The organism is Streptomyces sp. NPDC059008 (assembly GCF_042749045.1).
GTDB lineage: Bacteria > Actinomycetota > Actinomycetes > Streptomycetales > Streptomycetaceae > Streptomyces.
Genome location: NZ_JBHYJC010000055.1, coordinates 1 through 24858, shown reverse-complemented (window position 1 = coordinate 24858; position 24858 = coordinate 1). Strand labels below are relative to the sequence as shown.

Sequence of the window (24858 nt, the reverse complement as noted above, 5' to 3'; positions counted from 1 at the left end):
TCCCTGGTCATGCTGCATTCGTCGAAAGTGGAGCTGTACGCCGCCGTGATCCGACGCGACCACCACGGCGGCATGAACACGCCGAGTGTGACGACCAGGCCTACCGTCGCTCCGAACGCTGCATGAAGGCGGCCGGCTTCCCCGCCAGAAGCACCTGCAGGAGGGCAGGAACACGGTGAGGAGGACTCGCCTGTCACGTCAGCGCAGGTGCGGGTTGCGCCGAGAGACAGCCCGGTTATGGCTCTCCCCCAGGAAGGCAACGCCCCACCGATGCCCCGGGTGGAGCTGGCCACCGCGATCGTGACGATCAGGATCAGTGGGCGGGGCGGATCATCACCGTGAGGAGCGGGGAGGCCAGTGACGGCTGGCTCTGCCCGATGTCCTCGTACCCCCAGGACCGGTAGAGCGCGTGGACCTTCCCGTCACCGGCCGCCGCGTTGACCATGAGCGTCACGTACGGTTCGGCGCGCTCTGCGAGGAGAGCCTCATGGATACGCAGCGCGGTTCCGGTGCCGCGCCATGCTGGCCGCACGCCGATCTCCTTGAGGGCCAGGGCCGGGCGGCCGGTGTACTCCTCCGCCGGCGCCGGGCTGGTGCGCTGCCAGTACCGGTCACCGCGCTCGATGGTGTTGCCGTAGGCGTACCCGATCGGATGGCTGTCAGCGTAGGCGAGGACGGCCACGAATCCCGGTTCGGTGCCGTGTCGGTCCAGGCGCTCACCGAACGAGGTGACCGCGTAGTTCGGCAGGTGGAGGAGCGGAGCGCGCACCTCGGCGTACACGTCGAGCAGATCGCCTCGGACCGGATCGAGCGCGGTGTAGGTGCGGAGTTCGATGACGGGTGCTGTGGTCATACTCTGGCCCTCCAGGCGGCGGTGTGCTCGGTCCATGTCTGCACTGTGGGGCTGCCTGACGCGGTGGCGCGCAGCGCGGCCCCGAACTCTTGCAGCATGCGGGCGACCCGGGCGTGTTGGGTAGCGGCGTCGGCGGGGACGGTCAGCGCGGTGTGAGTGGCGGCGTCGGCTTCGCCCTGGGCGAGCTGGGCGTGTGCGAGGCGGCTGGTGGCAATCGCCCGGGATCGGCGCATGTGCGGTTGCAGGGCGGCTAAGCAGCGGTGGGCATGGTACTCGGCGGCTGCGTGGTCCCCGAGGGATAGATGGGCCGAGAGTGCGAGCGAGTGCAATTCCGCCTGGTCGTAGAAGGCGAGGAGCCACACTGGCCGGTAGGCGTCGGGGTCGGCGCGGTCCATGGCGGCCTGCGCCTGGTCGAAGGCGCGGCGCAGGCCGGTGCCGTCCAGCTCTACGCCGTGGATGGCCATCTGCCGGGCCAGGCCAAGGGAGGCGAACATGGGGTCGCGGCGGGTGATGTGCAGGTTCCGGGCGACGTCGTTTGCGGCCAGTGCGTCAGCGGGGCGCCCCATGTGCCGGTAGAGGGTGCCCGTGTGTGACCAGATGCGGAACTTGATTGCCTGATCGCCGGACAGCTCGGCCAGGGCCTGCGCCTCGCGCATGTGCGCCTTGGCGTCGTCGTAGCGGCGGCCGTCGATGGCTGCCCACATCGCGGAGGAGCGGAACGCGGCTGCGGAGGCGTAGAGGCTGCTGCGTACGCGGTGGGTGGCGCTGCCAGCGTTCTGGAGGTTAAGGGCCTCGTCGGCGAGCGCGGCGGCCCGCTGCTCGATGCCGCGTAGCCCGCCATGGCGGTGATCGCTGGCGATGATCGCGGAGAACCGGCGCTGTAGGCGATCGACGTCGCTCATGCCGATGCGACGGTGTGCGGTTCCGGGGGCTGCGGCGGCAGCGGCGGCAGCCACACCGCCGGTGACGAGGGTTCGGCGTTTTATGGGGTCCTCCTGCTGTGGGGCTGGGGTGGACGGAGTCCGGCCCCGCGGCACGAACCCTAAAGCCGTGGCGTCCAGTCCGGTCACGTCCTTCAGAGCTGCTCGGGTGGCGGCGTTGGGCCACGTGACCCGGCCCGCCTTCCAGCCCCGGACTGAGGCGTCATCAAACCTCCCGCGTCGTCCGGTCAGGAGCTCAAGGGCCTTATTCACGGCTTCGGACAGGGAGTTTGAGCTGTGCCCGTGCTCGCGCATCCACGCCGCGAGTAGGTCGTTCCGCGTGGTGTCCACCCCCGCACCGTAGTCCCGCAATCACCGTCCGTCAGGCAAATAGCCGGTCAAAATCCCCTAGGGGGAACCGCCAGCTACCCCCGGCGATGCACTAACCACCGTGCACCGCGCCGCAGTTGTCTGGGTACCGGCCGCCGCGCCCGTCGCGGCGACTGTTGACGGCCCGCCGGCCCCCTCCCCCCGTAGTGGACCGGCGGGCACCGAGACGGACGAAAAGGCCAACGATGACCACGACAGCGCGGCCGGCCGCGACCGGCCACCCCGTCTACAGCGAGACCTACCCGAGCGTGGCAGGGACAGCCGCAGTCGCCCGGCGCCTGGTGCGCGATGCGCTCGGCACCTGGCACCTGGACCACCTCGCTGACGCCGGAGAACTGATCGCATCTGAGCTGGTGGCGAATGCGGTCTGCCACGCAGGTGGCCGCTCGATCCGGCTCGCAGTGTCGCGGCCGAGCGCGCGGCTGGTGCGGATCGCGGTGGTGGACCGGTCGCCAGCGCGGCTGCCGAGCATGCACGTCCCGGAGTACGGCGCCGAGCACGGCCGCGGACTGCTGCTGGTGGACGCCTTCGCGGACCAGTGGGGCTGTGACGTGCTCGGTTCGCACGCGTTGCGGGGGCCGTATGCGAAACGGGTCTGGGCTGAGATGCGGGTGGGCGCGTGATGCTCGATGGCCTGGACGCCGCGTGGGAGGAGTCGCGACGAGGACGCCGGCGCACGCGGCGCTGCCCGATCGGCTGGCGGCAGATTCTCGCGCAGATCCTCTACGTCGCGGCCGTCACTACATTCATGATCTCCGTGCTCGTCTCCACCCGAGCCGCCCCCTAGACCCACGGGCGTGCGGTCACCCATGACCCCGCGCACCGCCAGTCTCCAATCCGTCCCTGGCCATGACCTCCTCCCATGCCCGGTCACCGGTCCAGGACGGCTGAAAGCCCCACAGGGGCGGGCGTTCCACGCCTGAGGAGATCCCGCCCCACCCCGCCCACCCGGCTCCTCTGCGCACCGGACAGGCGGCCCATCGTCCGGCACCACTGACCAAGAGGAGATCCCGTTGACCACCACGACCACCGATCCGCTGTTCGTTCTCGAAGACGCCACCGCCTTCTCCGATCGTCACCTCGCGGCCTTGGCCGCCGGGACGCTAGCAGCCGTGCGAATCCCGGACCTGCTGACCGCCAAGGAGTGTGCCGACGTCCTCACCTCAGTGGAAGGGCTTCCGGCCGGCTCCTATGACCCGCACCGCGTGCCGGGGCGGATCGCCAGGTCCGGACCCGCACTGAACGACTACCGCACCGCTGACGGCGTCCTGGACGCGAAGCGGTACTGGGCGGCCGCGGACGAGGCCCGTTCCGCCTGGACAGCTGTCGCGCTCCGGCCGGACCCGGTCGCCGTTTCCCTGGCCCGGCTCGGCACCGCCTGGGGCGCAGCGATCGGCCCGGCTACGATCGGCGGTCGCCCGGTATTCGGCGGCACGCTGAGGGAAATCAACGGCGGTGCGCTGATCCACTTCGATGAAGTGGTCAGGGAGTACCCGAACGGCATCTTCGACCAGCAGATCATCGCCCAGCTGGCGTTCAACCTGTGGGTGGCCGTACCGGAGTTGGGCGGTGTGACATCGATCTGGCGCCGTCGTTGGCAGCCCGGGGACGAGCACCACCGCGACGCCTACGGCTACACCTCCGCCGTGACCCGCGATGCACACGAAGTCCGCCACGCACCCCAGCTCGGTGACGGCCTCCTGTTCAACCCAGCCAACATGCACGCAGTCTCGCCCAACCCGGCCAACCGACGCGTGGCGTTCGCCTTCTTCCTCGCCCTTACGCACACCGGCAACCTCATCTGCTGGAGCTGAAGTGACCGACCACCCTTCCGCAGCTCTTGACTACCAGCTGATCGCCGAAGCCGCCGACCGCATCCGCAACCGTGTCCGCCCCCTCACCCTCGCGCCCGTCGACGACGGCACGTTCGGTGACGCCCAGGCATGGCTGGCAATGGAGTGCATGCAGCACACCGGCAGCTTCAAGGCCCGCGGGGCGGCGAACTTCACCGCCGCACACGTCGAAGCCGAGACCATGCCCAAGGCCGGTGTCGTCATCGCCTCCGGCGGCAATGCAGGGCTGGCATGCGCATGGTCAGCCGCCCAGTACGGCGTACCCGCGGCCGTCTTCCTGCCGAAGACCGCGCCCGCGGTTAAGGTGGACCGGCTCGCCGCGCTCGGCGCCGACGTCCACCAGGAAGGCACCGAGTACGCCGAAGCGCTGGACGCCTCCCGCCAGTGGGCAGCCGAAACCGGCGCCCTGGAATCCCACGCCTACGACCACCCGTTGATCGCCGCGGGCGCCGGAACCCTCATGACCGAGATGGAACACGTCGACACGGTTGTGGTCGCCGTCGGCGGCGGAGGACTGTTCACCGGCGTCGCCACCGCCGCCGCCCACCGAGACGTGCGCGTCGTCGCCGTCGAGCCCGCGAACTGCCGCGCCCTGAACGCGGCCCTATCCGCGGGGGTACTGGTTGATGTCGAGGTGGACTCGATCGCCGCGGACTCGTTGGGCGCACGCCGTACGAGCGCGATGGCCCTGCACGCCGCCCTGCAGACCGGCGTGACCTCGCTGCTCGTCCCCGACTCAGAAATCGTGCGCGCCCGCCGGCTGCTGTGGGATCACCGGCGCGTAGCCGTCGAACACGGCGCGGCAACCGCCCTGGCAGCTCTCACCTCCGGCGCCTACTTGCCGGAGAAGGGCGAGCGGATCGCCGTCGTGCTGTGCGGCGCCAACACCGACCCTGCAAGCCTCACCTGGCAATAGGGCTGATCAAGACTCTGCCGCCGCCCCGATGCTGTCGGCAGCGATGAGTCTGTGACACTGAGTGGGCCCGGCGGCTGGGTTCTCGCGTCCAGCCGATGCTGGCACCGCCGGGCCCCTAGTCAGCATCCACGTAGCGGAGTTGTAGGTTCCGATTTGAGGTGTCGTCTGGCGCTGCGTTGACCTGCGGTTCTGGCGGGCTGTCCAGACGGTTTGTCAGTGGGTTCGTCCAGCCCAACTGCCGAATTCCTCGGGCGTACCCGCCCGGATGGGTGATACCGACAGATCGCTTGGACGGCTGACCTGCGGCTTTCCGCTTCGGAGCGACAGTCCAACGACAGAACGGCCGGACAACGACATCTGTAATCGGAACCTACAAGAGTTCTACGTGACGCGTCGTATGTCCCAGGCGTAGTTCTGCCAGTACCCCGACAGGCTGATGACCTCCACGGACTTGCCTGGTCTGGGTGCGTCGACCATGCGGCCGCCACCGGCGTAGATGCCGACGTGGCCCCAGCCGTCCTTGTTGAAGATGATGAGGTCACCTGGCTGCATCTCATCGCGCGGGACGGACGTCCCGACGTGGCGCTGCTCCTGAGAGGTGCGCGGCAAGACGACCCTGCGGCCAGTGCCTTGATACACGGCGTACGACGTCAGGCCGCTGCAGTCGAATCCTCCGCCGGACTTCCCGTTGATGGTGCCGCCGCCCCATACATAGGGGACACCGAGCTGGGTGAGCGCGGCCTTGACGATCGCGTTGGAGGATCCGTCGGCGTCCGCCCCGGGGCCGCTGGGCTGCGCTACCGCGTAGGTCTTGGCCTGGGCGAGTACCTTTCGCACGTACCAGTCGGCGTGGTTGTAGGAGTAGATCGCCGTGTACAGCCCCTTGCTGGTGCCGGTCTTGGCACCATTGGCGCACAGCATCCGCGCCGCGGCGTACACCGCATCCGTCGCATCCCAAGGGCTCGGCGGGTTCGCGCCGCCGGGCGGCACGGGGTACGCGTACCCCGTGAACGTGGACGGCAGGAACTGCATCGGCCCGACCGCGCCCGCGTACGAGCGCATGCTGGGGTTGCGGGCGTGGTCGGTCTCGACCTTGCCGATGGCGGCGAGCACGGTCCAGTCCAGCCCGCGGCAGGCGGCCGGCGCCGCCTGCCGGTAGAGGGCCAGCATCTTCGGGGGGATGTCGCCGACCTGGCCGCCCTGCATCGAGATCTGTGCCCCGGCCGTGCCCTGCTCCTGCTGGTGGCCGGCGGCGCCGTTGGCCACGGCGGCAACGAACAGCACCAGCACCCCGATCAGCGCGAGGGCTACTGCGCCCAAGCCCACACCTGTAGCGACGACTGGGCGCTTCATGACCGCCTCCTAGGCTGCCGGGGACGGGGCGGCACGGGCGGCGGGACCGGCTGGGTGGCCGCGGCACCACGGGCACGGAGGCGGTGCAACCGCTGCTGCAGACTCGCCTGCTGGCTGGACGCCGGCGGGGTCAGCGGCCGGTTCGGCACCATCTGCGGCCGACGGCTCCGGCGCGGCGCTGCAACTGGTGCTGAGTTGGGCGGCCGGACCGGCGTACGCCGCGCCGACGGGGACAGGGGACCGGTAGTTCGCCGGGCCGAGCGGCCAGCGGGACGGGACGGCACAGGCGGCAGGCCGCGGCGCGCACGGATCCGGTTGCTGATCCAGCGGCCGCCGATGCCGCGCCAGTACTCGTCGGCGAAGTCCCGCGCTTGCGGTTCGTACGCTGCGCGTGCCGTATCAAGGCGGTCCTTGAGCTGGGCGGCCGCGGTAGTGACCTGGCCAGGCACGGCCTGCACTGCGGCCGCCGTGCGCCGTGCGGCCCGGGGCCCGTATACGGGAAGCCCCACCGTGCCCTTCAGCCCGAAGCGGCCTACCCGCATGCCGGCTCGGGCTCCGGCACGCACCGTTCGCTCGGCGCCCCGCGCGACGCTTCCGGCGCCCTTGGCCAGGCGCGCGGTCAGCGCGCGGGCGCCGCCGGCCCGGCCCATGCCGCCGCCGACCGCCCCGGCGGCGCCGCCGGTGGCAGCCATCAGGCCGAGCATCAGCGCAGCGCCACCGACCTTGCCCAGGGTGCCGCGCCGGGCACCACCGGCGCCGAGCTCAGAGGGGACAGCGCGACCGCCGAGTTTGGAGGCTCCGACGCGGGCCTTGAGCCGGGCGGCCATCTGCTGCGACTTGTGGACCAGGCGCTTGCGGAAGATGAGCGCGCCCACGCACAGGATGTCGACGGTGACGAAGCGGACGACGATGCCCCCGGGAATGTCGCGTGGGGCGGCGGAGACCACGGCGGTGACCGCGACGACGAACACCCCGAGCCCCACCACGAGGCCGACCAGCAGGGCCAGGCCGCGGGCGATCGCGGCGCCCCGCGCCCACAGCCATGCCCGGCCGGGCCCCGGCAGGGTGCCGGCGATCAGCGCGCAGCGCAGCAGCATCGCCTCGGCGGCGAGCCATGCCTGGGCGGCCAGGTAGCTGCCGGCGAGCCCGATGATGAGCACGCAGACCAGCAGCGCCGCCAGGAGCATGAAGAAGGCCCCGGCGAGCTTGTCCGCGGAGGCCTTCTTCGCCGCCTTGGCGTCGCCGCCCACACACGCCTTCTCGAACTTTGCGTCGGGCTTTTCGCCGAAGGTGTCCAGGCCCCACTGCGTCGCCTTGTTCTTGACGAAGTCGTCGATCTTGCCGCCGACCCCGGGCAGGAGGATGTCCCCGGAATCCGGCATGTCCTTGATGCTCTTGGTCTGCTCGGCGACCTTCTGGTTGACGAAGGCCGTCTCGATCCGGGAGGACGTGAACCGTGAGGCGCATTTGTCCTTGGTGTCGTCGGCGAACGTCTGGCCGTAGGTGAGCACCATGCTCGGCTGCACCACGAACGCCCTGACCAGCTCATCGCTGATCGGTGTGGTGATGTCGGCCACGGCGTCGGTCGACCGTCCGGTGGGGTCCTCGTGGCCCATGACGATGGCGGCCACGGCGACACCCAGGTCGCGGGCCTTGCCCACCGCGCCGTCGGGGCCGAGCAGCGTCTGGGGCGGCGAGGCGAGGCTGGTGACCGCGAGCGCGGAGATCAGCAGGGACGCGGTGAGCTCGCCCCAGCCGCGGGAGCGGTCACCGAAGAAGAAGTGCCACGCCGCGACGGTGCCGCTGAAAGCCAGGAACAGGCCGGGCAAACCGAGTTGAAGCAGGACGCTGTTGTAGAGGGAGTCCGAGACCGCGAGCGCCGGCTTGAGGAGCAGCGAGGCCAGCTTGAAGGCCAGCGCCCAGGTGAGAAGCCAGCAGGCGAAGGCCACCAGCCACTTGGTGCACATGAACAGCAGGCTGGTCAGCCACTCTTCGACCTTCAGGTCCCAGTCCGACCACTCCCCGGACTCGGAGTCCACCTTGAACGCGCTGACGGGGATGCCGTGCTCATCGGTGACATGGAAGGAGTCGAGGAGGTCGTCTTTGCCGATGCCCATCCGGCGCAGCTTCTTGCGCAGCGACTCCTTCTTCTCCCGCTGCGCCTTCTTCGCCGCTGCCTTGCCCTGCGCGGTGTCCTCGTACGCCACGCCCGTACGCCCGTCCGGCGCCGGCTTCTGGTCTTGCGATCCGGGTATCTCGGAGCCGACGGGGGAAGGCTGCGCGCTGGTCGACGCAGAGGGCTTGGGCTCGGGAGCCGCAGCCGCGTGCGCTGCCATTGCCGTGGTGAGGACGGCCGCGACGCACAGCACCAGCACCAGCCGCCAGGCTCCTCGCTGCCCTGTGCACGCCGTCTGCCCGGCCAGGCGCAGCCACCTCATGCCGACTTCGCCGGGTCGGAGTGGATCGCGGTGGCGGCCTGCAGGTCGGCAGGGATGACGACCTGCATCCCGCCGATCCGCCCGTACAGATCGCGGTGCAGGCACTCGCCGGCCCGCTGCGCCCGGATCTCATCGGCGACATCCATGGGGGACAGGCCGGTGGTGACCAGCTCGACCAGGTCTTCGTCGGTCGGATCGAGGTCGAGGAACGCAACGCCACGCTTGGCGAGGGCGACGTCGGTCTGCCGGAACAAGAACTTCCTGGGGAACAGACCGCGGATGACCTGCCCGGTGGCCGACGCCTCCGGGCCGATGTCCTCGCCGTCGTGCGACCCGACCAGGCAGCCGGCGTTGTGCTTGCGGCCATCGCGGACCAGCTCCAGGAGCAGAGCCATGCCTTCGGGGGAGGAGGTCAGCCACCAGCACTCGTCCCACACCGCCACGCAGAACTCATGAGGATTGGAGAAGCAAATCTCCCTGCACAACGCCGCGATGAGATACAGCGCCGCCCGGCCGAAAGTCTTCTCGAACTCCAGCGTCGCCAGCCGGTCGGCTGCCAGCTCGTGCTCCTTGGGGAGCGCCAGGTTGGCGGTGGCGAAGACAATCGAGTCGGCCTTCGACGTGTCCACCACCGGCAACGTCGGGTCGAAGATCGTGCGGGCCAGGTCCTTGCGGGCCACCGCGGCCAGCTTGCGCGCTACCGCGTTCGAGGTCGCATCGCGCTTGCCCCGCGACTGTAGTTCGCCGACCAGCGCTGCCATGCACGGCGACTTGCCGACCAGGACCGCCTCGATCGCCTCCGACAGCACGATGCCCTGGTCGCTCATGGGGCCGATGCCCAGCAGCAGCGTCAGGAACGACTCCGTACGGCGCTGCGCCTGGCTGGCGTCGCGGATCGTGCGCAGCGGATCGAGGGAGACCTCCGCCTCGGAGTCGATGGTGATGACCTGGGTAGTGCCAGGGCACGCCTCGGCGAAACGGACCCACTCCTGCTGCGGTGTGCGGTCGACGATGACGGCCCGCCCTCGACTGCCGGGCTGATCGGTCTTGCGGCCGGCGGCGAGGATGGCGTAGACGGCGGTCTTCATCGCGACGCTCTTGCCACCGCCGAGTTCACCGACATACGCCGCAGAGGCGGAGGCGGACTTCTGCGGGCCCAGTGACCAGTCGGTCAGCACGGGCCGGGTGCCGCCGCCCGACAGCTGCAGGCCGTACAGCGGCCCCTTGGCATCGCCCAGCGCCGATCCACCGAAGGCACCAGCCATCGCGAAGGATTTCGCGAGGAGCACCTGGGCGTAGGACAGCATCACCTTCGGGGTGCGGGCACCAGGCAACATCCCGTAGAACAGCCGCTCCTGCTCGCCCACGGGGCGGATGAAGGTGTAGTCGTCCTCCCCGAAGTGGGTCTTCAGATCGGCGGCGCGGGCCTCAGCTTCGGCCGGGGTGGTGCCCCAGACGCACAGCGTGCCCATGGCCTGGACCTCGACCTCGGACTTGGACCGGGTCACCGCGCTGCGGAAGTCCGCCATGTCTTCGGTGGCCTCGTGCACATGCGACGGCACGCCGGAGACCTCCCCCTCGTACTCGCCGGGCTGGTTCGCCAGCTCATTGGCCTGCCTGCCGGCCTTCTTGTTGGCGAGGGCACCCGGGGTGACCTTGAGGCGCATCACCCAGTCCACCGGGAAGCTGTACTCGTCCAGGGCGGCGAGGTATTCGCTGCCGGGGAAGATGAACCGCTCGGGCATCTCGGCCAGCGACAGGAACGTCTGGTAGGACTCGCCCCACTCGGTGGAGACCTGAAGCCAGCGCCGCCCGAACCGGCCCTTGCCCGAGCCGTCTTCTTCCTCGCCGATCTCGGCGGCGGGAGCGGCGCTCTCCGCGAGGATGACCTCGCCCAGAGCAGCAGCTCCGCGGCCGCGGCCGCGCCCGGTGGTCTGCTCCGGTTCGGGCAGCAGGGGCTCCAGCACTCCCCGCCGGGCACTGTGCCCGTAGATCCACAGGATTTCCGCCTCGGTCGCGGGACGCAGGGCGATCGTCGAGGGCCACGTCCCGGCGAGGGCGCGTGCCTGCTTCAGCCGGCGCTCCTCTTCGCGGGCGCTGACCGGTGCGGGCAGCAGGCCCAGTTGCAGGGCCATTTCCGCGCGGGCCGCATCGAACGCCATGCCGGCGGCCTGCTTCTTGCTGCCCGCGGGCAGCGGGACGGCCAGCCAGTCCACGCGGCTGGTCAGCTCCATGCGCTCCAGCTGGTCCCACACCCGCGTCGCCAGCTGCTCATAGCGCTCGCTCGCGGCCAGGTCGACGCCGTCGGTCATCTTGCGCACCACCGCGGCCGGGTCGACCTGCGGGCACAGGCTGAGCATCATCGACTCGCCGTGCAGCTGCTTGACCAACGACTCCAGGGCACGCAGCCGCCGTTCCTTGACGGTGCGGGAGGACTGGGCGTGCCCGCCGCCCTCCACCCGCCACAGCGCCCAGCAGGTGCCGTGACGGGTCCAGATGACATTTCCGGCGATGTGCCGGACGGGAATCCGCATTACTGCCCCCGCTCGTTCGTGTTCGTGGTGGTCTGGCTGGTAGTGCGGGCGGCGAGCAGAGCGCCCACGCCCGACGTCACGCGCACCACAGGCGCGTCGGCCACCAGCCGGTCGGTGACTGCTGCGATCTCGTCAGATGCGGTAACGGCGTGCATCGGCTGGTGGGCGGAGGGGGCGTCGGCCTCCGCCAGCACCGCCGGGCTGTCGTTGGTCGGCTGCCAGGTCAGCGTGCAAACACCGACCGCTGCACCGCGCCGGGGCCGGCGCACAGGGCGGCCGTCCATCCGGCCGGACGATCCGCTGACCGCCAGGCCAAGGGCGCTGGCCGCCACGGCGAAGGGGCTGCGGCCATCGATATGGATTCGCCCCACAACCAGCGCCAGGGCGTAGGGCACACCGAGCAGCGGCAGGGCATCGAGCAGGCCGTGATGCGCCCACAGCCCGACGGTGAGCAGCAGCACCGCCAGGGTGGCTGCCGCCACGATGATCTGCGGCCACGTGTAGGGGCCGCCCCAGATCCGGCCGCCGCCTGGCCAGGTGCCAACGACGTTCTGGTGTCGTCGTGCCTTCGTGTAGCAGCGGCCGATCAGCGGCTCCGGCGCCGCAGCGGTGGTGCTCATCGCCGGTCACCGCCGGCCGGTCCGATGTGGTCGACGACGCGGACCGCGGCCGGGGCCGCCGTGCCGCCCGGGTTCTTCAGGTCCTCGCCGATCTTGTCCCTCAATACGGCCATATTCACGACGATGGCCATGACCACCGCCCCACCGATCGCCGCAGCAGCTGCTTTCAGCACGCTCTTGGTCTGGTGCCACACAGAAGCGACCGAGAGGACGTACATCAGCCCCAGCACGCCCACCAAAGCCGCAGTCTTGAGCTGGGAGGTGAGGCTGTTGAAGTCGGAGATGGCCCCTGCCATCTGCATGAGCCCGTTCATGAGCCGTGCCTTTCCTGAGAAGAAGAGTTGGCGGACGTCGCCAGAGCGGGGGCGGCTTCGAGCGCGGCGACCTCCCACCGGCCGTCCCGGGCGCACAGCTCGATCGCGTACGTCATCGGCCGGCTGCTCGTGTGCTTGCCGACGGCCTCGACGTCGACCAGGAGCCGGCGCTGGACACCGTCGGGCGGGACTTGGGCCTCGGCACCTTCGGCCGGTCCCTGGCCGTGGTCGGAGATCTGCGTGATGGTCACCGCCGTGTACGGAGCCGGCCGCACGGCGTGCAGCGTGGTGCCGGGGGAGAGGTAGCGGTCCAGCTCGCCGCGGCCCGTCAGGTACGCGGCCAGGAAGCCGTTGATCGTCTGCACCGCCGGGTCGGACGCCAGCGGCGCGTGCGCCGAGCCGTACGACAGCTCAGGCGCTGCGCCCTTGGCGCCGGTCGGCGCTGCCACCTCCGCAGGCAGCGCGGCCGCGACCCATCCCGACGCCGCGCCCTTGGTCCCGGCGGTGGCACGCACCGGCACCTGGAAGTACCGGACGTGGCCTTCGTTGCCCTTTGACGAGTCGGTGATCCGTGCGGCCACGGTCACCGACCAGTAGCCGGCCGAGATCTGCCGCACCTGCACCGCCGAGGCTGACTCCGCGCGCTCCGCCCCCTCCTCGGCTCTCCACGTCATGGCGCGGGCCGCCGGGTAAAACGTGGCGAGCTCCTCCGAGGCCGCGTCGCTGTCGCCGGCCTTGACGTAGGCGGCGACGTACACCTCGGCGAACCCGGACGGCGCCACCGCGTCCGACGACGCGGGCTGCGCCTTTGGTGCCTCCGCCCGTGAGGACACGGCCACCGGCTGCGGGGTGGAGGCCAACGCCCAGCCGCCGAGAAGCGGACCGGTCAGCAGCAGGCCCCAGGCGCTCCAGCGCGCCAGTGCTGTCCAGTTGGCCATGGCTCCGGTGGACATCGGCGTGGTGGCCCATCCGGTGTCCACCGGCTCGGAAGTGCTGGGGGCTGGCCTGGTCCGGCGTAGCCGCATCACCGGTGCCGCCCGGCAACGGTCACGTTCGCGGACATGGGGGTCAGCTCGGCGATGCGGGCCCGCAGCTGTGCTTCGGGCCGCTGCTGCAGTGTGCGCAAGGACGTCAGCACCGCGCCGATGTCCTGGCTCAGGAAGCGCAGCAGTCGCTGGTGGACGGAGGTGTCGAACGGGGTGGTGACCAGAGGCGCCCAGGGCGATCAATCGGCGCTGGGCGGTGGTGACGCGCACCTCGTCCTCGTCCAGAGGCAAGGCCGCCTTCGAGAGGGCGGGCGGTCGGGTGGTGGACATGGCGGGCTCCTTCGGCCGGGTGGTCAGGCAGCGGGGTGAGTGGTGGATCGGGTGGCGGACTTCAGGCGCTCGACGGCGCGGCTGCGGCGGCGCTGCCAGGTGCTGACGCTGGTGCCGGCGGCGTGGGCCGCGTCGCGGTCGGGCAGGGGAGCCGGGGTGCTGCGGTAGTGCCCGGCGATGGCGCGGGCGTCGGCCTCGCTGAGGGTGCCGTCGTCCATCGCGTTCACAACCAGCTCCAGCAGTTGCAGGCGCGCGGTGGTGAGGTCTTCCTCGGCCGGGGTTTCGTCGAGACCGGCGCTGACCGCGGCGCAACGCACCATGCAGGCGCATGCGGAGTCGAAGGGGTCGACGGGGGCGGCGAGATCCTCCGCGGCCTTCAGCTCCGATCCGCGGGGTTCGCGGTCGGCGGCCAGGTCGGCAAGGACACGTCGCAGTGCATCGAGCGCGAGGTTCGCGGCCGGGCGGCCGGGGCGTCGGTGCACCTTGCCGCTGCGCGCGATCTCGAAAAGTGCGGCGATGACCATGTGGCCGACGTCGTCGAGGGTGCGGCCGCCGAAGGGTCGGAGCTGTCCGTGCGTGATGCGCACCGCGGCCGGGATCATCGCCTGCACCACGATGCGCGCGGCCAGGATGGCCGATCGGCCATGGCCGGCCGCCCGGTCGAGGAGGGCGCGCAGCACCGCATCGGTCAGGGCATCGCCCGTGGCCGATCCGGTCGGACGCAGCGCGGCGAGGAGCTGTTCGGGACCGAGGGCGCGCACCCAGGAATCGGTCACGGCCGCGACATCGAAGGCCAGACAGTCGGCCATCAGCCATCCGTAGACGGCGCCTCGCACGCCAGGGTCTGCGCACAGCTCAGCCCATTCCGCGTCCAGACGACGGAAGATCCCGGGGGTCGTGTTCGGGGTCGTGTTCACGGCACCGCTCCTTTCAGCTCGTGCCGTGAACTCTCCTCATCGAGGCATGCCCAAAGGCCTGCCCGCAGCCCTAAAACAGCAGGTGGGAGGCATGCCCATTGAATGGGCATGCCTCCTTTCGCCCTGCGGCAGTCCCGAGCGGAGCCTGGCGCCGGTCCTGGGCATGCCTTTCGGGCAGCGAGGGCGTGCCAGGGCAGCCCAGTCCTGTGGCGGCGCTGTGCCTGGGCATGCCTGTCCCGCCACCTGCCGTGGCCCCGGGCATGCCCCGGAGGATGGCCGCGCGCCCGCGGCGGGAGGCCGACGGGCGTGGCCGATCCGGGCGGAGCAGCGGCCACTGGGGCCGTGGCCGATTCGCGCGGCCCGGTCATGGCCGATGGCCGACAGCGCCCAACCGGTCATGGCCGATGGCCGATCGGCAGGCCGTGACCGATCGGCCATCCGCGACATCCGATCGGCCACCACGCCCCCGCGGGCAACCGCGGGGGCCTCGGCGACATCAGCGAGACGCGACAAGGAGACAGGCGCCGGTCGCCGCGATTGACGAGCGAAGGGTCCGGCCAGCCGCCCGCAGCGGACACCTCGCCGTCAACGGAAGCCGACCCCAAAAGTAAAGAAGAAGAAAAGTCGAGGGGGTGCTGTCCGAATCGGCCTTCCAGCCGCACTTGGTCCTGATGCAAGGACCGCAACCGCTGGAGGACCCATGCAGCAGTACACCCACCCCGACCGGATCCGGGCATGAGCGCCGAGTTGCCCGGCGCAGCAGCCGCCCTCGACGCCGCACACGTCATCGCCGCGAGCTCCCCCTACCTCGCAGCCCTCATCCTCATCGGAGCCATCGCCACCGGAATCGTCGGCCTGCGCCGCCGCCAGCAGGCAGATGCGGCCCTGGCCCACCGGGCCTGTGTCGAGCTGGTGCCGACGTCCACCTTCAACCCCAGCCTGGAAGAGGTCGGCCGGGCAGCCCACCAGTTCGCCCGGATCCACCACGCGGCCGGCGCCCCGGCCCGCGGCTCCGCAGCCCGCCTGCGCTACACGGTCACCGACGGCCAGATGCGCTGCTACCTCGAAGGCCCCGCCGACGCGGCCGCGGTGATGCGCATGCCGGCCTACTCCGAGGTCGAGGTGCGCACCCCGCACGCCGGCACCGACATCCACCCCGTGCACTTCTCCCTGGCCAAGGAGGCTCGGCGATGACCCTCGTCGATCTGGCCAAGCCGTCCTCGCCCGTGGCCGGCCCGGACAGGCCGCAGTACACCGAGCGCGCGGAGCTCGTCCTGGCGCTCCCCGACGCCAAGCCCCTCGCGTCCCTGGGCCTGAACCCCGACCCGCTGCAGTCGCTCGCTGCGGCCTTCGCCGGCGTCCGCAGCGAGGAAGGCGAGCAGGCCGAGGTGTGCCTGGACCTGATCCCGGTCAGCGAGCGCCGCCTCGCCCGCCGCCGTCGCGCCCTGCTCGCTGCCGCCCGCCGCCGAGGCCCCTCCGCGTATGGCGAGAGCCTCACCACGGGCAGCGCCGCCGGTCTGGGTGCCGGCCTCATCGATGCCCTGACCTCCGACTGGAACGGCAACCGCCAGGCACGCGCGACGAACCGGGTGCCGCGGCAGAGCGATATCCGCGACAGCGTCGGCAAGTTCACCCCCGGCGGCGCGGTCTTCGCCGTCCAACTCCTGCTGCGCACCTCCGCCCGCCACCCCCAGGCCGCCCGCGCCCGCATGAACCAGCTGCTCGCCGCCCTTGCCTCCACCAGCGGCGAGAACTACTTCAAGCCCCACCGCCCCAAGACCCGCCGTGCCATCACCCGCTTCGACCACCGCATGGCCACCGGCGAGTTCACACCTCACCGCCGGCAGTGGCTCACCGCCCCCGAACTCGCCGGATTCCTCAAGCCCCCCACCGCCCGCTGCTCGGGCAGCAACATCACGCGCTCCGGAGGAATCGTCCCGCCCGCCCCAGCCAACCTGCCGGTCTACACCGGGCAGAGCGACCTCGTTCCGCTCGGCGCCGTCGTCTATCCCGACGGCCGCGAGCGCATCGGCGCAGCCCACAGCAAGGACCTCCTGTTCGGCCTGCAGCTGGGCAAGGCCGGCCACGGCAAGACCGAAGCCGGCCTGGTGCAGGCCATCGCCCTGGCCCACAACGGCCATGGCGTCTGGTTCCTCGACCCCCACGGCGAAGCCTGGATGCGTGCACAGCCCTACCTCGCGCATCCGCACCTGCAGGACCGGCTGTGGGAGATCAACCTGGCCACCCCCACCCCCGATCAGCGCGTGGTGTCGTGGAACCCGCTGTCGATGGAGGGGCGCGACGCCACTCACGTCCAGGAGGTCGTCCGCGCTGTCACCGAGGGCATCGCCGCCGCGCAGGACTGGGGCGACAAGGCTCCGCGCGCCCGCACCATCCTGGCGCGCACCGTCCAGGCTCTCGCCCTCCTCGCGCTCCAGGCGGTAGACGCCGGCCGACCCGATTTGCAGCCCACCCTGTTCCAGATCCGATCCTGGCTGACCGACGACCGCTGGCGCGAAAGCCTCCTGCCCCACCTGCCGCGCACCGTGCAGCAGTACTGGAACACGACATTCCCCAAGTTGGCGGAGAACTCGGTGCCCACGGTCACCTACGCGGTTGACCGCCTCGACACCTCCGTCTCGCTGCGCGCCTTCTTCGGCTCCCCACGCTCCGGCTACGACGTCCGCACCGCCATGGACACCGGCCGCATCGTGTTCATCTGCCCCTCCGGCTCCGAATCCGACGCACTCGTCTCCTGCCTGCTCATTCACGACCTGCACCGCGCCGGCCTCTCCCGCCAGGACACCCCCCGCAACGACCGCAAGACCTTCTGGGCCTGGGGCGACGAACTCACCGCCCTGGACTCCTCCTCCAAGGGCTTCCTCGCCGCCATCGCCGAGCAGCTGCGCAAGTACGAGATCAGGTTCGTCGGGATGACACAGATGGCGCTGCGCCTGTCGGCCACCACCCGTCAGGCGCTGCTGCAGAACCAGTCGCTGCTCTCGACCTGCGCCGCCGACTACGACGAAGCCGCCTTCGTCGCCCGCCGCTGGAACGGGCACGTCACCGCCGAAACCATCACCGAACTGCCCAAATACCACTACGTGATGTCGATCGCCCTCAACGGCCGGCCCAGCAAACCGTTCCGCGTCCGCGGCCTGCCCGTCGACGAGATCTTCGCCGACTACTACAACCCCGACGGACTGCCTGCCCTCCGCCAGGCCATCGACACCAACACCCGCCGGCGCCCGGTCAGCGAGGTGCTCGAAGCCCTCGAAGCCCTCGACGAAGGCATCCGCAACCTCTTCACCGGACGCCCGGCAGGACCTGCTTCAAGTGACCAGCGCACGGAGGGCACCACCGACAGCCAGCAAACCCACCTCGGCTAGGAGCCCCACGATGCCCTACCCCCACACCGCGGCCGCCGGCCACAACGCCACCGGCCAACAGGTCCTCTACATCCTCTACCAACACCGCCTGGTCTCCACCGGCCAACTGCACCGCCTGATCCTCGGCAACGCCGAGTACCTCCGCCGCCAGCTGCGGACCCTGCGCACCGACAACCTCGTCGGCTCCGTCCAATACCGCCGACACGGGCAGCGCGAACTGCTGTGGTGGCTCACCGAAGACGGCGCCGAGTCCGTCGAGGCAACCGGCCTGCTGCCGCGCCGCCCCTACCGCATGAGCCGCCAGGCCGCCGTCGGCCCGTTGCAGAACCACACCCTGGCCACGGTGGAAACCGGCATCGCCTTCATCACCCACGCCGCCCGCCTCGGACACGAATGCGGCCCCCTGGACTGGTCCCCAGAAACCGCCCACCACTACCGATCCGACGACCGCCCCGGCGAAGACCTGACCCTCATCCCCGACGCCGTCCTCAGCTACGTCCACACCGACAAAGACCAGCGCACCCTGCTCACCCTCTTCATCGAGGTCGACCGCACCCAGATGACCGTGGCCCGCCTGGCCCACAAACTCCACGCCTACGCCGCCTACCACTCCTACACCCCGCAACCGGCCAACCGGGCTGCGCGCAAGAACCCCACCACAAGGCCGGCCTGGCGCAGCCGCTACCCCCTCTACCCCCGCGTCCTGTTCGTCCTCACCGGCGCCTCACCCGCCCGCCTCAAGCGCCGCATCGCCGATCTGCGCAGCCTCGCCGCCGCCGACCACGACCTCACGGCAGCCGGCATCCGAGCCGGCGTCACCACCCTCGACGAGCTACGCGAGCGCGGCCCCTTCGCCCCCATCTTCACGCCCGTACTCGGCCCAGCAACTCCCACCGACATCTGGCTCACCACCACCCCCGCCGCGATCGCGGCCTGACCGATCGGACCCCCATGTTCTGGTTCAACAAGCCCCAGCCCGCCCCGGCCCCCGCCCCCATCAACCAGCCCGCCTGCGCACAGCTGACCGCGATGCCCCGGCCACGCACCCCACTGATCGCCGAAATGCTCGCCCTGTACTGCCACACCCGCCCCATAGGAGCACTCGCCGGCCAGGAGCAGTCCGCCGAGGACTACCGGATGATCGCCCGCTCCGTCATCCACCACATCGTCGAGGGCTGGCAGCAGCAGACCGACGGCCGCGGCACCGTCGACGACCTCCTGCTCATCCCGCGCACCTCCCACACAGCACCCCACCCGGCCTCCCCCGTCCCCCACTGAACGCAGAAGTGGCCGCGGAGTCATCACCTCCGCGGCCACCAGGCGCCTCACGGCGCTGCTGCAACTTCCTGTTGAGAGAAGCGCACCCTCATCATGCACGACCACCCCACCAGCGACCACCGGACCGAGGAAACCCCCCTCGCACGACCGGAATTCACCCTCATCCACGACCAGAGCAACCAGGAGTGGCACACCACCGCCTCCCGCCAACTGTGCCGCAGCGCAGACTTCCTCGCCGCCGCCCACCACATGATCAACAGCGGATACCACCCCAAGGCCGGCGCCACCACCCTGCGCCTGGCGAAGGTCTTCGCCGCACGAATGCGCACCAGCCGCCACGGGCACTTCACCTTCGCCGCCGACGCCACAGCACGCGCCCTCGGCGTCTCCCGCCGCACCGTGATGTACGCCGCCCAGCACCTGCGTGAGCTCGGCCTGATCGCCTACGTCGAGCACGGCACGAAAGCCAACGTGCTCCGCACCAAGGGCACCTGGAAGCCCGGCGACGGCTACCGCGCAACCGCCACCCTCTTCGCCGCCGTCGCCCCGCCCGCCTACGACCAAGCCCACGGCCGGCGCCTGTCCGGACACGGCTACCACGCCCGCATCATCGGCGTCACCGACCAAGGCCGTCGCCAAGCCGTCGCCGCGGCCCGCCGCAAGGCCGAAGCACAGCACGCCGCACACGGGACGCGTTGCACCCCTTCTGTGGTGGTCTCCACAGACCACCTACAGGTGCAGATAGAGGGGGGTAAGAAATACACCCCGCGCAAGCGCGCGGCACGCAAGACCTCCACCCTCCGCCGCCCTGACGACAACCGGACCACTCCGCAGCGCTGCGCCCAGCACATCACCGTCGCCGAGCACCTCCAGACGGAGGTCTGGTGGCTGAACAGCACCTGCTCCCGCAAACTCGCCTACGCCCTCCGCCCTCTGCTGAACGCCGGCTGGAGCGCCCCTAGCCTGGTCGCCGAACTCCGCACCTGGGGCGTACCCGGACACCTGCGCAACGCCATCGCCTACGTCCACCACGAAGTTGCGCGCCGCCAGGACTGCGGCGACCTGCCCACCACACCCTCGGCGCATCCCACCCCCTCGGCTCAGGCCGACGATCACGCCGAGCGCTACACCAAGCTGCTCCGCTCCCTCAACGGGACCGACGCCCCCGCCTGGCAGCACTACGAGACCCATCTGCGTCCAGCCCTACGACAAGCCCTGACCTCCCGCCCCAGCCAGCCGTCCAGGCGGCCGACGACATCCTGCCCGTCCCACCTCCGCGAGCCGGAACATCTGTTCTGGAAGACGCTCACCGACCCAGGCGCCTCCGCCCTTGAGGCCTACCGCTGCCGGGGAACACGGCTGGCGTGCCCGAAGCCCGAGGTCCACGAAGGATGGATGGCGGCGCTGCGCGACCAACAGGCCGCAGAGCGAGCGTTCGCCGAGCTGCGTGCCGAGTTGGAGACCGGCCGGACAGCGAGAGCTCCGGGTTGCACCGAGGGTAGTCCGCACGGTAGTAGCAGGGGTTGCCTACCCAGTAGTCCCCAGCGTTGCGCCGAGAGTAGTACCAAGGGTAGTGAGGCCCAGACGGGCAGCTGACACATCAGTGCAGGTCAGAGCCGTTAGGCATGCCTGCCGCTCACGCCGACATCTCTTCCTACGCGATAGCCGAAGGGAGAAAGCCTTTCGTGGCGGGGGCGCAGCGGCCGGGGCGCTGGTCCCCCGCCCCCGGAGCGGCGCGCCGAGCGCGTCCGACACTCCTGGCAGCTCCCGCACGCGACCACGGCAGGTCAAGAGCAGCGCCTACGGCCTGCCACCCCGGCTCCGCGCCGGCATACCGGCCTTCTGCGTCGGCCCGGCTGGTGGAGTACCGGTAGTTTTTCGACTGTGCGGCGATGGTGTGGTCGCGGGTGGGGACCAGGGTTCCGTCCACGATGAGCATGGTGTCTTTGCCGAATCGCTCACGGGGTCGAAGCGTGAACATAGGCCCCGAGGTGGTCGATGATGCGGTCAGCAGCCGACTTCGAGACCCCGAGCAGCGGTGCGAGCTGCCGTTTCGTCAGGCTCGTTCGCCAGTAGGCCGCGACCAGCAGTGCGCGGTCCTCCAGCGGAAGGCTCCACGGCCGGCGCCTGCGGACCACGTCCGCACCCTCGCGCCGCAGATGCGTCATCAGCTTGCCGAACTGCCGCGGGCTCAGCCCGGTGAACGGGTGTATCCAGGACGGCTCCGACGCCGTAATCACACCAGCCACGGCGAGATCGTCTCACCTTGATCACGCTGCCGGGCCGCCAGCCTCTGGCGGGACATATCCCGGTCGCCCGGACGGATTCGCATGAGAGCCTCACCTCCGTGGCTATTGAAACCGAGGTGGGAGAGCTGTTGCACCAGCGCGGCTGGCGGACGGCATTCACAGTCGCTGAAAGGGTGAACGCATGGACCGCCCTGGTGAGCGCCATCGAGCGCGGCTGCGGCGACGACATCTACGAGTACACCAACGACCTCTACTGCCGAGACTGGCTCCACGAGGCTTGGCTCCTGTTGGACGGACACATCGTCCAGCTCTGAACCCCGCAGATCAAAGCTCTGGATAACCGGTACAAGGCCGCGACCATCGACGACGACGGCCAGGCACTCGACCAGTTCCACAGGCTGCCCAGCCCCGACCTGTGGTGGTGGCGGCGACACCCCCGCATCCTCACCGGAGACCTCGGACGTTCACTTCGCTCGGCCGGTGCCATCGGCACCGACCCGGACACAGCATGCCCCTCAGCCTCATGGGATTACGGGACAACTCTTACGACCTCGTGCATGGTTGGCGGTGAGGTGTCGAGGGCTTCGCTGCGGCTCGATGCTCATACCTGCCGAGCCGATGCCAGGTCCGTGGTTTGCTAATGGGACAGAAGACCGGCGATGGCTCGGACGGTGTCGCTCATGTGCTCGCGATGGCCCAGATGACGGGCCAGGGCTCGCCTGTTCTTCAGGTGTGCGATGCCGTGCTCGACACGGATGCGTCGCGAGGAATGCGCCTTGCGCTGTCGCCCGTACCTCTCCTCGTACCAGTCCGGCGCGTTCCTTTTGAACTTGCGATGGGGTGGTGTCACCACGCGTCCGCCGGTCTGTGCGCCCAGACCCTGGTAGCCGGCATCGGCAAGATCCACCACGGGTCCACCGGCCAGGAGCCTGACCAGCCCTAACTGACGGGCGTGAGTGATATCCGCGCAGCTTCCGGGCCTGGTCGGGCTGCACCACAGCACGCGGCCTCCGCCGTCCGTGACCACCATGGCCTTGACGGCGTTCTGCTTGCTCTTGCCTGAGATGAACGTGTCCCGGTCCTTGCGTCCAACGGCCGGCCGCCGGACCCGGATCTCCGTGCCATCGATGGTGCCGGTCTTCTCGCTGGCGCCGAGATGGTCGACGACCTCGGCGAGGGTCCGCAGTCGCACGTCGGGGCTGATGGTAGAGCGGTCCACGCCGAATCAGCAGGCCAGTACGTCGTGGGTGGTCCCGTGGCGGAGATGGACGAGGGTGGCCAGGAGCCGGTCGACGAACACCAGCCGGTGCTTCGCACCGGCGCCGACGGCTCGCCTCCGCAGCCGGGAGGCGAGTCTGGTCTGGTGGCGCTCATGCCACAACGGGCCGACCTCGGCGACGAGTTCGGCGATCACATCGGCCGACAGGCCCGTGACCTTTCGGTCGCTGATGATCGCTGCACGTGTCGCGTTCCCCACCACGCAACCATGATCAACGATTAAGAGCTCGCACCTCACCGCCAACCATGCACGAGGTCGTTAGGTGCCGTTTCCGTCAGCCGCCTGTCGTGTGGCAGACGTGCTCCCTGTCCAGGTCTGTACTGCGCGCGTTGAACTGCCGCTGCTGCGTGGCGAGCCTGGTGTCGCCATCGCGGGTTGCAGAAGTCGCCGCTGAAGCGGTGGACAATTGACTCGATACGGCAGAGTGCTGGACGCCCGGATCGGGTTTCAAGACCTCTTCTCTTACGGGCCGCCTCGGAAGTACAGGGCTCCATAGTGCTGAGGGCGGTCGCCACGCTCGTGCGCGGCGTCAGAAACCACCGTGGCAGCCGCGGGATCATCGCCCTCTTCGGGCTTGCCCCATGCTCGCGCAAGGTGGCGCCGACGTAGTCTGACAGTGCGGTGACGTGCTATTCGTTGTAGGCCCACAGGATCTGGCCGACACAGCGGGTCTGCAGCCACAGGGGCCTTCAGAAGAACGGATCCTCTGTGCCACCCGGATTCGTCGCGACGAGTCCGGTCCCCCGTACCTCCGGTTCCCAATCGGCGACCGCACCGCACCCTTGGCAGGCAAGTCGACGTGGCAGGTACAGCAGCTCATAAGAGGATTTGGGCTCAGGGAGGCCAGGGCGGGGAAGGATGCGTGCGCGGCCGCCGCATCGAGGGCAGACGACAAGCGTGTGGCCGGTGAACTGAACCAGCCATCCTCCCCGGTCGTAGTGGCGCGCGGGGTCGGAGCTCGGCTCGGATTTCATGGCGCACACCATCCCAGGTCAATCGTATTGGCTGTGACCAGGTTCTCGAACGCGACCTGCGGATCTATCTCCGCGGGCACTTCGATCCTGCTTGCCGCTTGTCCTGCTCTCCGCAGTCGCGTGTACGCCCACGTCCTCGACTTCCGTGGTAGCCATCGCAGGACCGACGTGTAGCCCCGCCCTTCGTTGTAGTGGCCCAGGGCGCCCGTTGCTTCCGTGGCCACATCAGTGAGGATGCTGACACGTCAGGGGCCGGACAATGCTCCGACCCCTGAGCTGAATCTTCAACTGATTCAGGCGGTTGGCCGGCTTCGCAGCGGTACGACGACTTCCCGGCCGGTCGCCTTCTCACCGAGACGGAAGAACTTCACCTGTCCCTCGTGGTGCGTGTACTCCAGCCAGCCGTCCGCGACGAGTTCCCGGCGTGCCCGTGAGAAGTGCGGCGCAGGCACTCCTATGCGTCTCGCGAGTTCAGCCGCCGTGTGCTCGACGGAGTGCTCCAGGCCCCCCAAGATCGCGTACGTCATCACCACGTTCTGCTTCAGGTGCGGCAGCTCGCTCATCCGCTCCTGCAGAGCGTCGAGTTCGGGATACGGGCTTTGACGTGGCATTGGATCGGCCCTTCGAAGCAGCGCCGGGGCGTCCCGGCAGGGTCGGCAGGTGGAAGGCGGCGGCCTCTTCGGACTGCTCCCGCCCGGAGAGGGCGGAGACGATGTGTGGGCTCGCCCGGTACTTGATCGTCCGGCCGATCACTTCGGCCACCAGGAGCATCTTGTGCTCAGCGAGCTTCTTCGCGATCCTCCTGGTCGCCTGCGGGGTCAGTCCGAGGAATTCGGCGGCGTTCTTCGCAGTGGCACCCCCTTCCTCGTACGTCATGATCCCGCAGTAGAAAAACACCCGAAAGTCGTCACCTGTGATCCCGGAGTCTTTGGCCAGCATGGCCTTGACGCGAGCGAAGCTGAACTGCCCATGTCGGCCGCCGAAGGCGTAGGAGCGGCGCGGGCTGTCCTCCTCGTCTGCCTCCCATAGCTGGTGGACCTCGCCGGTCGCCGTGTTGACCAGCTCCCGGCTGCGTCCGCTGCGCCTTTGATTTGGCACTTGCGACCCCTGACCTGGCGCTCTTTCCTGCCGTCCATCTGACGATCTTCAGATTACCACCGGCGACATGTCGCCGGTGGTACCCGGGGGAACCCGGCGATTCCCTCACGTACCCCTGACGTCATGTCGCCTGTGGTCATCGAAGGAACCCTCCGGTTCCTTCGATG

22 protein-coding genes and 1 pseudogene are annotated in these 24858 nt (G+C 69.8%); 10 read left to right on the top strand and 13 right to left on the bottom strand.

What is annotated here, in order from left to right; all coding sequences use genetic code 11:
- Window positions 1-313: 313 nt before the first annotated feature.
- Window positions 314-853 (bottom strand): GNAT family N-acetyltransferase, encoded by a 540-nt coding sequence (locus tag ACFWZH_RS35105; RefSeq protein ID WP_384440930.1) that lies wholly within the window; start codon window positions 851-853, stop codon window positions 314-316.
- Window positions 850-2124, bottom strand: coding sequence for an XRE family transcriptional regulator (locus ACFWZH_RS35100; protein WP_384440927.1), 1275 nt, complete (start codon window positions 2122-2124; stop codon window positions 850-852). Before ACFWZH_RS35100 ends, ACFWZH_RS35105 begins: the two co-directional genes overlap by 4 nt.
- A gap of 224 nt (window positions 2125-2348) precedes the next feature.
- On the opposite strand from ACFWZH_RS35100, the gene ACFWZH_RS35095 reads away from it, so the two are divergent.
- From ACFWZH_RS35095 to ACFWZH_RS35080, 4 genes are all read left to right on the top strand, one after another.
- The gene (locus ACFWZH_RS35095) at window positions 2349-2786 is read left to right on the top strand and encodes an ATP-binding protein (RefSeq protein ID WP_384440924.1); all 438 of its coding nucleotides are present in this window, start codon (window positions 2349-2351) and stop codon (window positions 2784-2786) included.
- Complete coding sequence (locus tag ACFWZH_RS35090) at window positions 2786-2950, top strand: hypothetical protein (RefSeq protein ID WP_384440921.1); 165 nt, start codon at window positions 2786-2788, stop codon at window positions 2948-2950. The genes ACFWZH_RS35095 and ACFWZH_RS35090 overlap by 1 nt, the downstream gene beginning before the upstream one ends.
- A gap of 226 nt (window positions 2951-3176) precedes the next feature.
- Window positions 3177-3977: a proline hydroxylase gene (locus ACFWZH_RS35085; RefSeq protein WP_384440918.1), complete on the top strand. Its 801-nt coding sequence runs from the start codon at window positions 3177-3179 to the stop codon at window positions 3975-3977.
- Between the two features lies 1 nt (window position 3978).
- A complete protein-coding gene (locus tag ACFWZH_RS35080; protein WP_384440915.1) occupies window positions 3979-4932 on the top strand; it encodes a serine/threonine dehydratase in 954 nt (317 codons plus the stop codon).
- Window positions 4933-5313: 381 nt separating this feature from the next.
- Here the strand turns inward: ACFWZH_RS35080 and ACFWZH_RS35075 are convergent, their stop codons facing one another.
- The 7 genes from ACFWZH_RS35075 to ACFWZH_RS35045 form a co-directional block, all read right to left on the bottom strand.
- Window positions 5314-6252, bottom strand: a complete 939-nt coding sequence (locus ACFWZH_RS35075) for an NlpC/P60 family protein (protein ID WP_384440912.1) — start codon at window positions 6250-6252, stop codon at window positions 5314-5316.
- A gap of 29 nt (window positions 6253-6281) precedes the next feature.
- Window positions 6282-8723, bottom strand: coding sequence for a hypothetical protein (locus ACFWZH_RS35070; RefSeq protein WP_384440909.1), 2442 nt, complete (start codon window positions 8721-8723; stop codon window positions 6282-6284).
- Window positions 8720-11257, bottom strand: coding sequence for an ATP-binding protein (locus ACFWZH_RS35065; RefSeq protein ID WP_384440906.1), 2538 nt, complete (start codon window positions 11255-11257; stop codon window positions 8720-8722). Before ACFWZH_RS35065 ends, ACFWZH_RS35070 begins: the two co-directional genes overlap by 4 nt.
- Complete coding sequence (locus tag ACFWZH_RS35060; RefSeq protein WP_384440903.1) at window positions 11257-11877, bottom strand: hypothetical protein; 621 nt, start codon at window positions 11875-11877, stop codon at window positions 11257-11259. The genes ACFWZH_RS35065 and ACFWZH_RS35060 overlap by 1 nt, the downstream gene beginning before the upstream one ends.
- Window positions 11874-12191 carry a hypothetical protein gene (locus tag ACFWZH_RS35055; protein ID WP_384440900.1) on the bottom strand — a complete coding sequence of 106 codons (318 nt, stop codon included), beginning with the start codon at window positions 12189-12191 and terminating at the stop codon, window positions 11874-11876. The genes ACFWZH_RS35060 and ACFWZH_RS35055 overlap by 4 nt, the downstream gene beginning before the upstream one ends.
- Entirely contained in the window at window positions 12188-13171 is a 984-nt protein-coding gene (locus tag ACFWZH_RS35050) for a conjugal transfer protein (protein WP_384440897.1), read from the bottom strand. Before ACFWZH_RS35050 ends, ACFWZH_RS35055 begins: the two co-directional genes overlap by 4 nt.
- Before the next feature lie 359 nt (window positions 13172-13530).
- Window positions 13531-14424, bottom strand: a complete 894-nt coding sequence (locus ACFWZH_RS35045; RefSeq protein WP_384440895.1) for a hypothetical protein — start codon at window positions 14422-14424, stop codon at window positions 13531-13533.
- Between the two features lie 735 nt (window positions 14425-15159).
- Here ACFWZH_RS35045 and ACFWZH_RS35040 point away from each other — a divergent pair.
- The 5 genes from ACFWZH_RS35040 to ACFWZH_RS35020 all read left to right on the top strand — a co-directional run bounded on the left by ACFWZH_RS35040 (window position 15160) and on the right by ACFWZH_RS35020 (window position 20687).
- A complete protein-coding gene (locus ACFWZH_RS35040; protein WP_384440892.1) occupies window positions 15160-15618 on the top strand; it encodes a hypothetical protein in 459 nt (152 codons plus the stop codon).
- Window positions 15615-17813 (top strand): ATP/GTP-binding protein, encoded by a 2199-nt coding sequence (locus tag ACFWZH_RS35035; RefSeq protein ID WP_384440889.1) that lies wholly within the window; start codon window positions 15615-15617, stop codon window positions 17811-17813. Before ACFWZH_RS35040 ends, ACFWZH_RS35035 begins: the two co-directional genes overlap by 4 nt.
- Window positions 17814-17823: 10 nt before the next feature.
- Entirely contained in the window at window positions 17824-18750 is a 927-nt protein-coding gene (locus ACFWZH_RS35030; protein ID WP_384440886.1) for a replication-relaxation family protein, read from the top strand.
- Between the two features lie 14 nt (window positions 18751-18764).
- Window positions 18765-19091 (top strand): hypothetical protein, encoded by a 327-nt coding sequence (locus ACFWZH_RS35025; protein WP_384440883.1) that lies wholly within the window; start codon window positions 18765-18767, stop codon window positions 19089-19091.
- Window positions 19092-19184: 93 nt separating this feature from the next.
- On the top strand, window positions 19185-20687 hold the full coding sequence (locus ACFWZH_RS35020; RefSeq protein WP_384440880.1) for a hypothetical protein: 1503 nt from the start codon (window positions 19185-19187) through the stop codon (window positions 20685-20687).
- Between the two features lie 258 nt (window positions 20688-20945).
- Here ACFWZH_RS35020 and ACFWZH_RS35015 read toward each other — a convergent pair.
- Window positions 20946-21340 (bottom strand): annotated as a pseudogene (locus tag ACFWZH_RS35015) (transposase family protein); the annotation flags it as partial.
- 17 nt (window positions 21341-21357) lie between these two features.
- Between ACFWZH_RS35015 and ACFWZH_RS35010 the strand changes: the two are divergent.
- On the top strand, window positions 21358-21654 hold the full coding sequence (locus tag ACFWZH_RS35010; protein ID WP_384440877.1) for a hypothetical protein: 297 nt from the start codon (window positions 21358-21360) through the stop codon (window positions 21652-21654).
- A 323-nt stretch (window positions 21655-21977) separates the two neighbouring features.
- Here the strand turns inward: ACFWZH_RS35010 and ACFWZH_RS35005 are convergent, their stop codons facing one another.
- The 3 genes from ACFWZH_RS35005 to ACFWZH_RS34995 form a co-directional block, all read right to left on the bottom strand.
- Window positions 21978-22532, bottom strand: coding sequence for a transposase family protein (locus tag ACFWZH_RS35005; protein WP_384440874.1), 555 nt, complete (start codon window positions 22530-22532; stop codon window positions 21978-21980).
- A 33-nt stretch (window positions 22533-22565) separates the two neighbouring features.
- Entirely contained in the window at window positions 22566-22817 is a 252-nt protein-coding gene (locus tag ACFWZH_RS35000) for a transposase family protein (RefSeq protein ID WP_384440871.1), read from the bottom strand.
- A gap of 1069 nt (window positions 22818-23886) precedes the next feature.
- Window positions 23887-24204, bottom strand: a complete 318-nt coding sequence (locus ACFWZH_RS34995) for a MarR family transcriptional regulator (RefSeq protein WP_384440868.1) — start codon at window positions 24202-24204, stop codon at window positions 23887-23889.
- Between the last annotated feature and the right edge of the window lie 654 nt (window positions 24205-24858).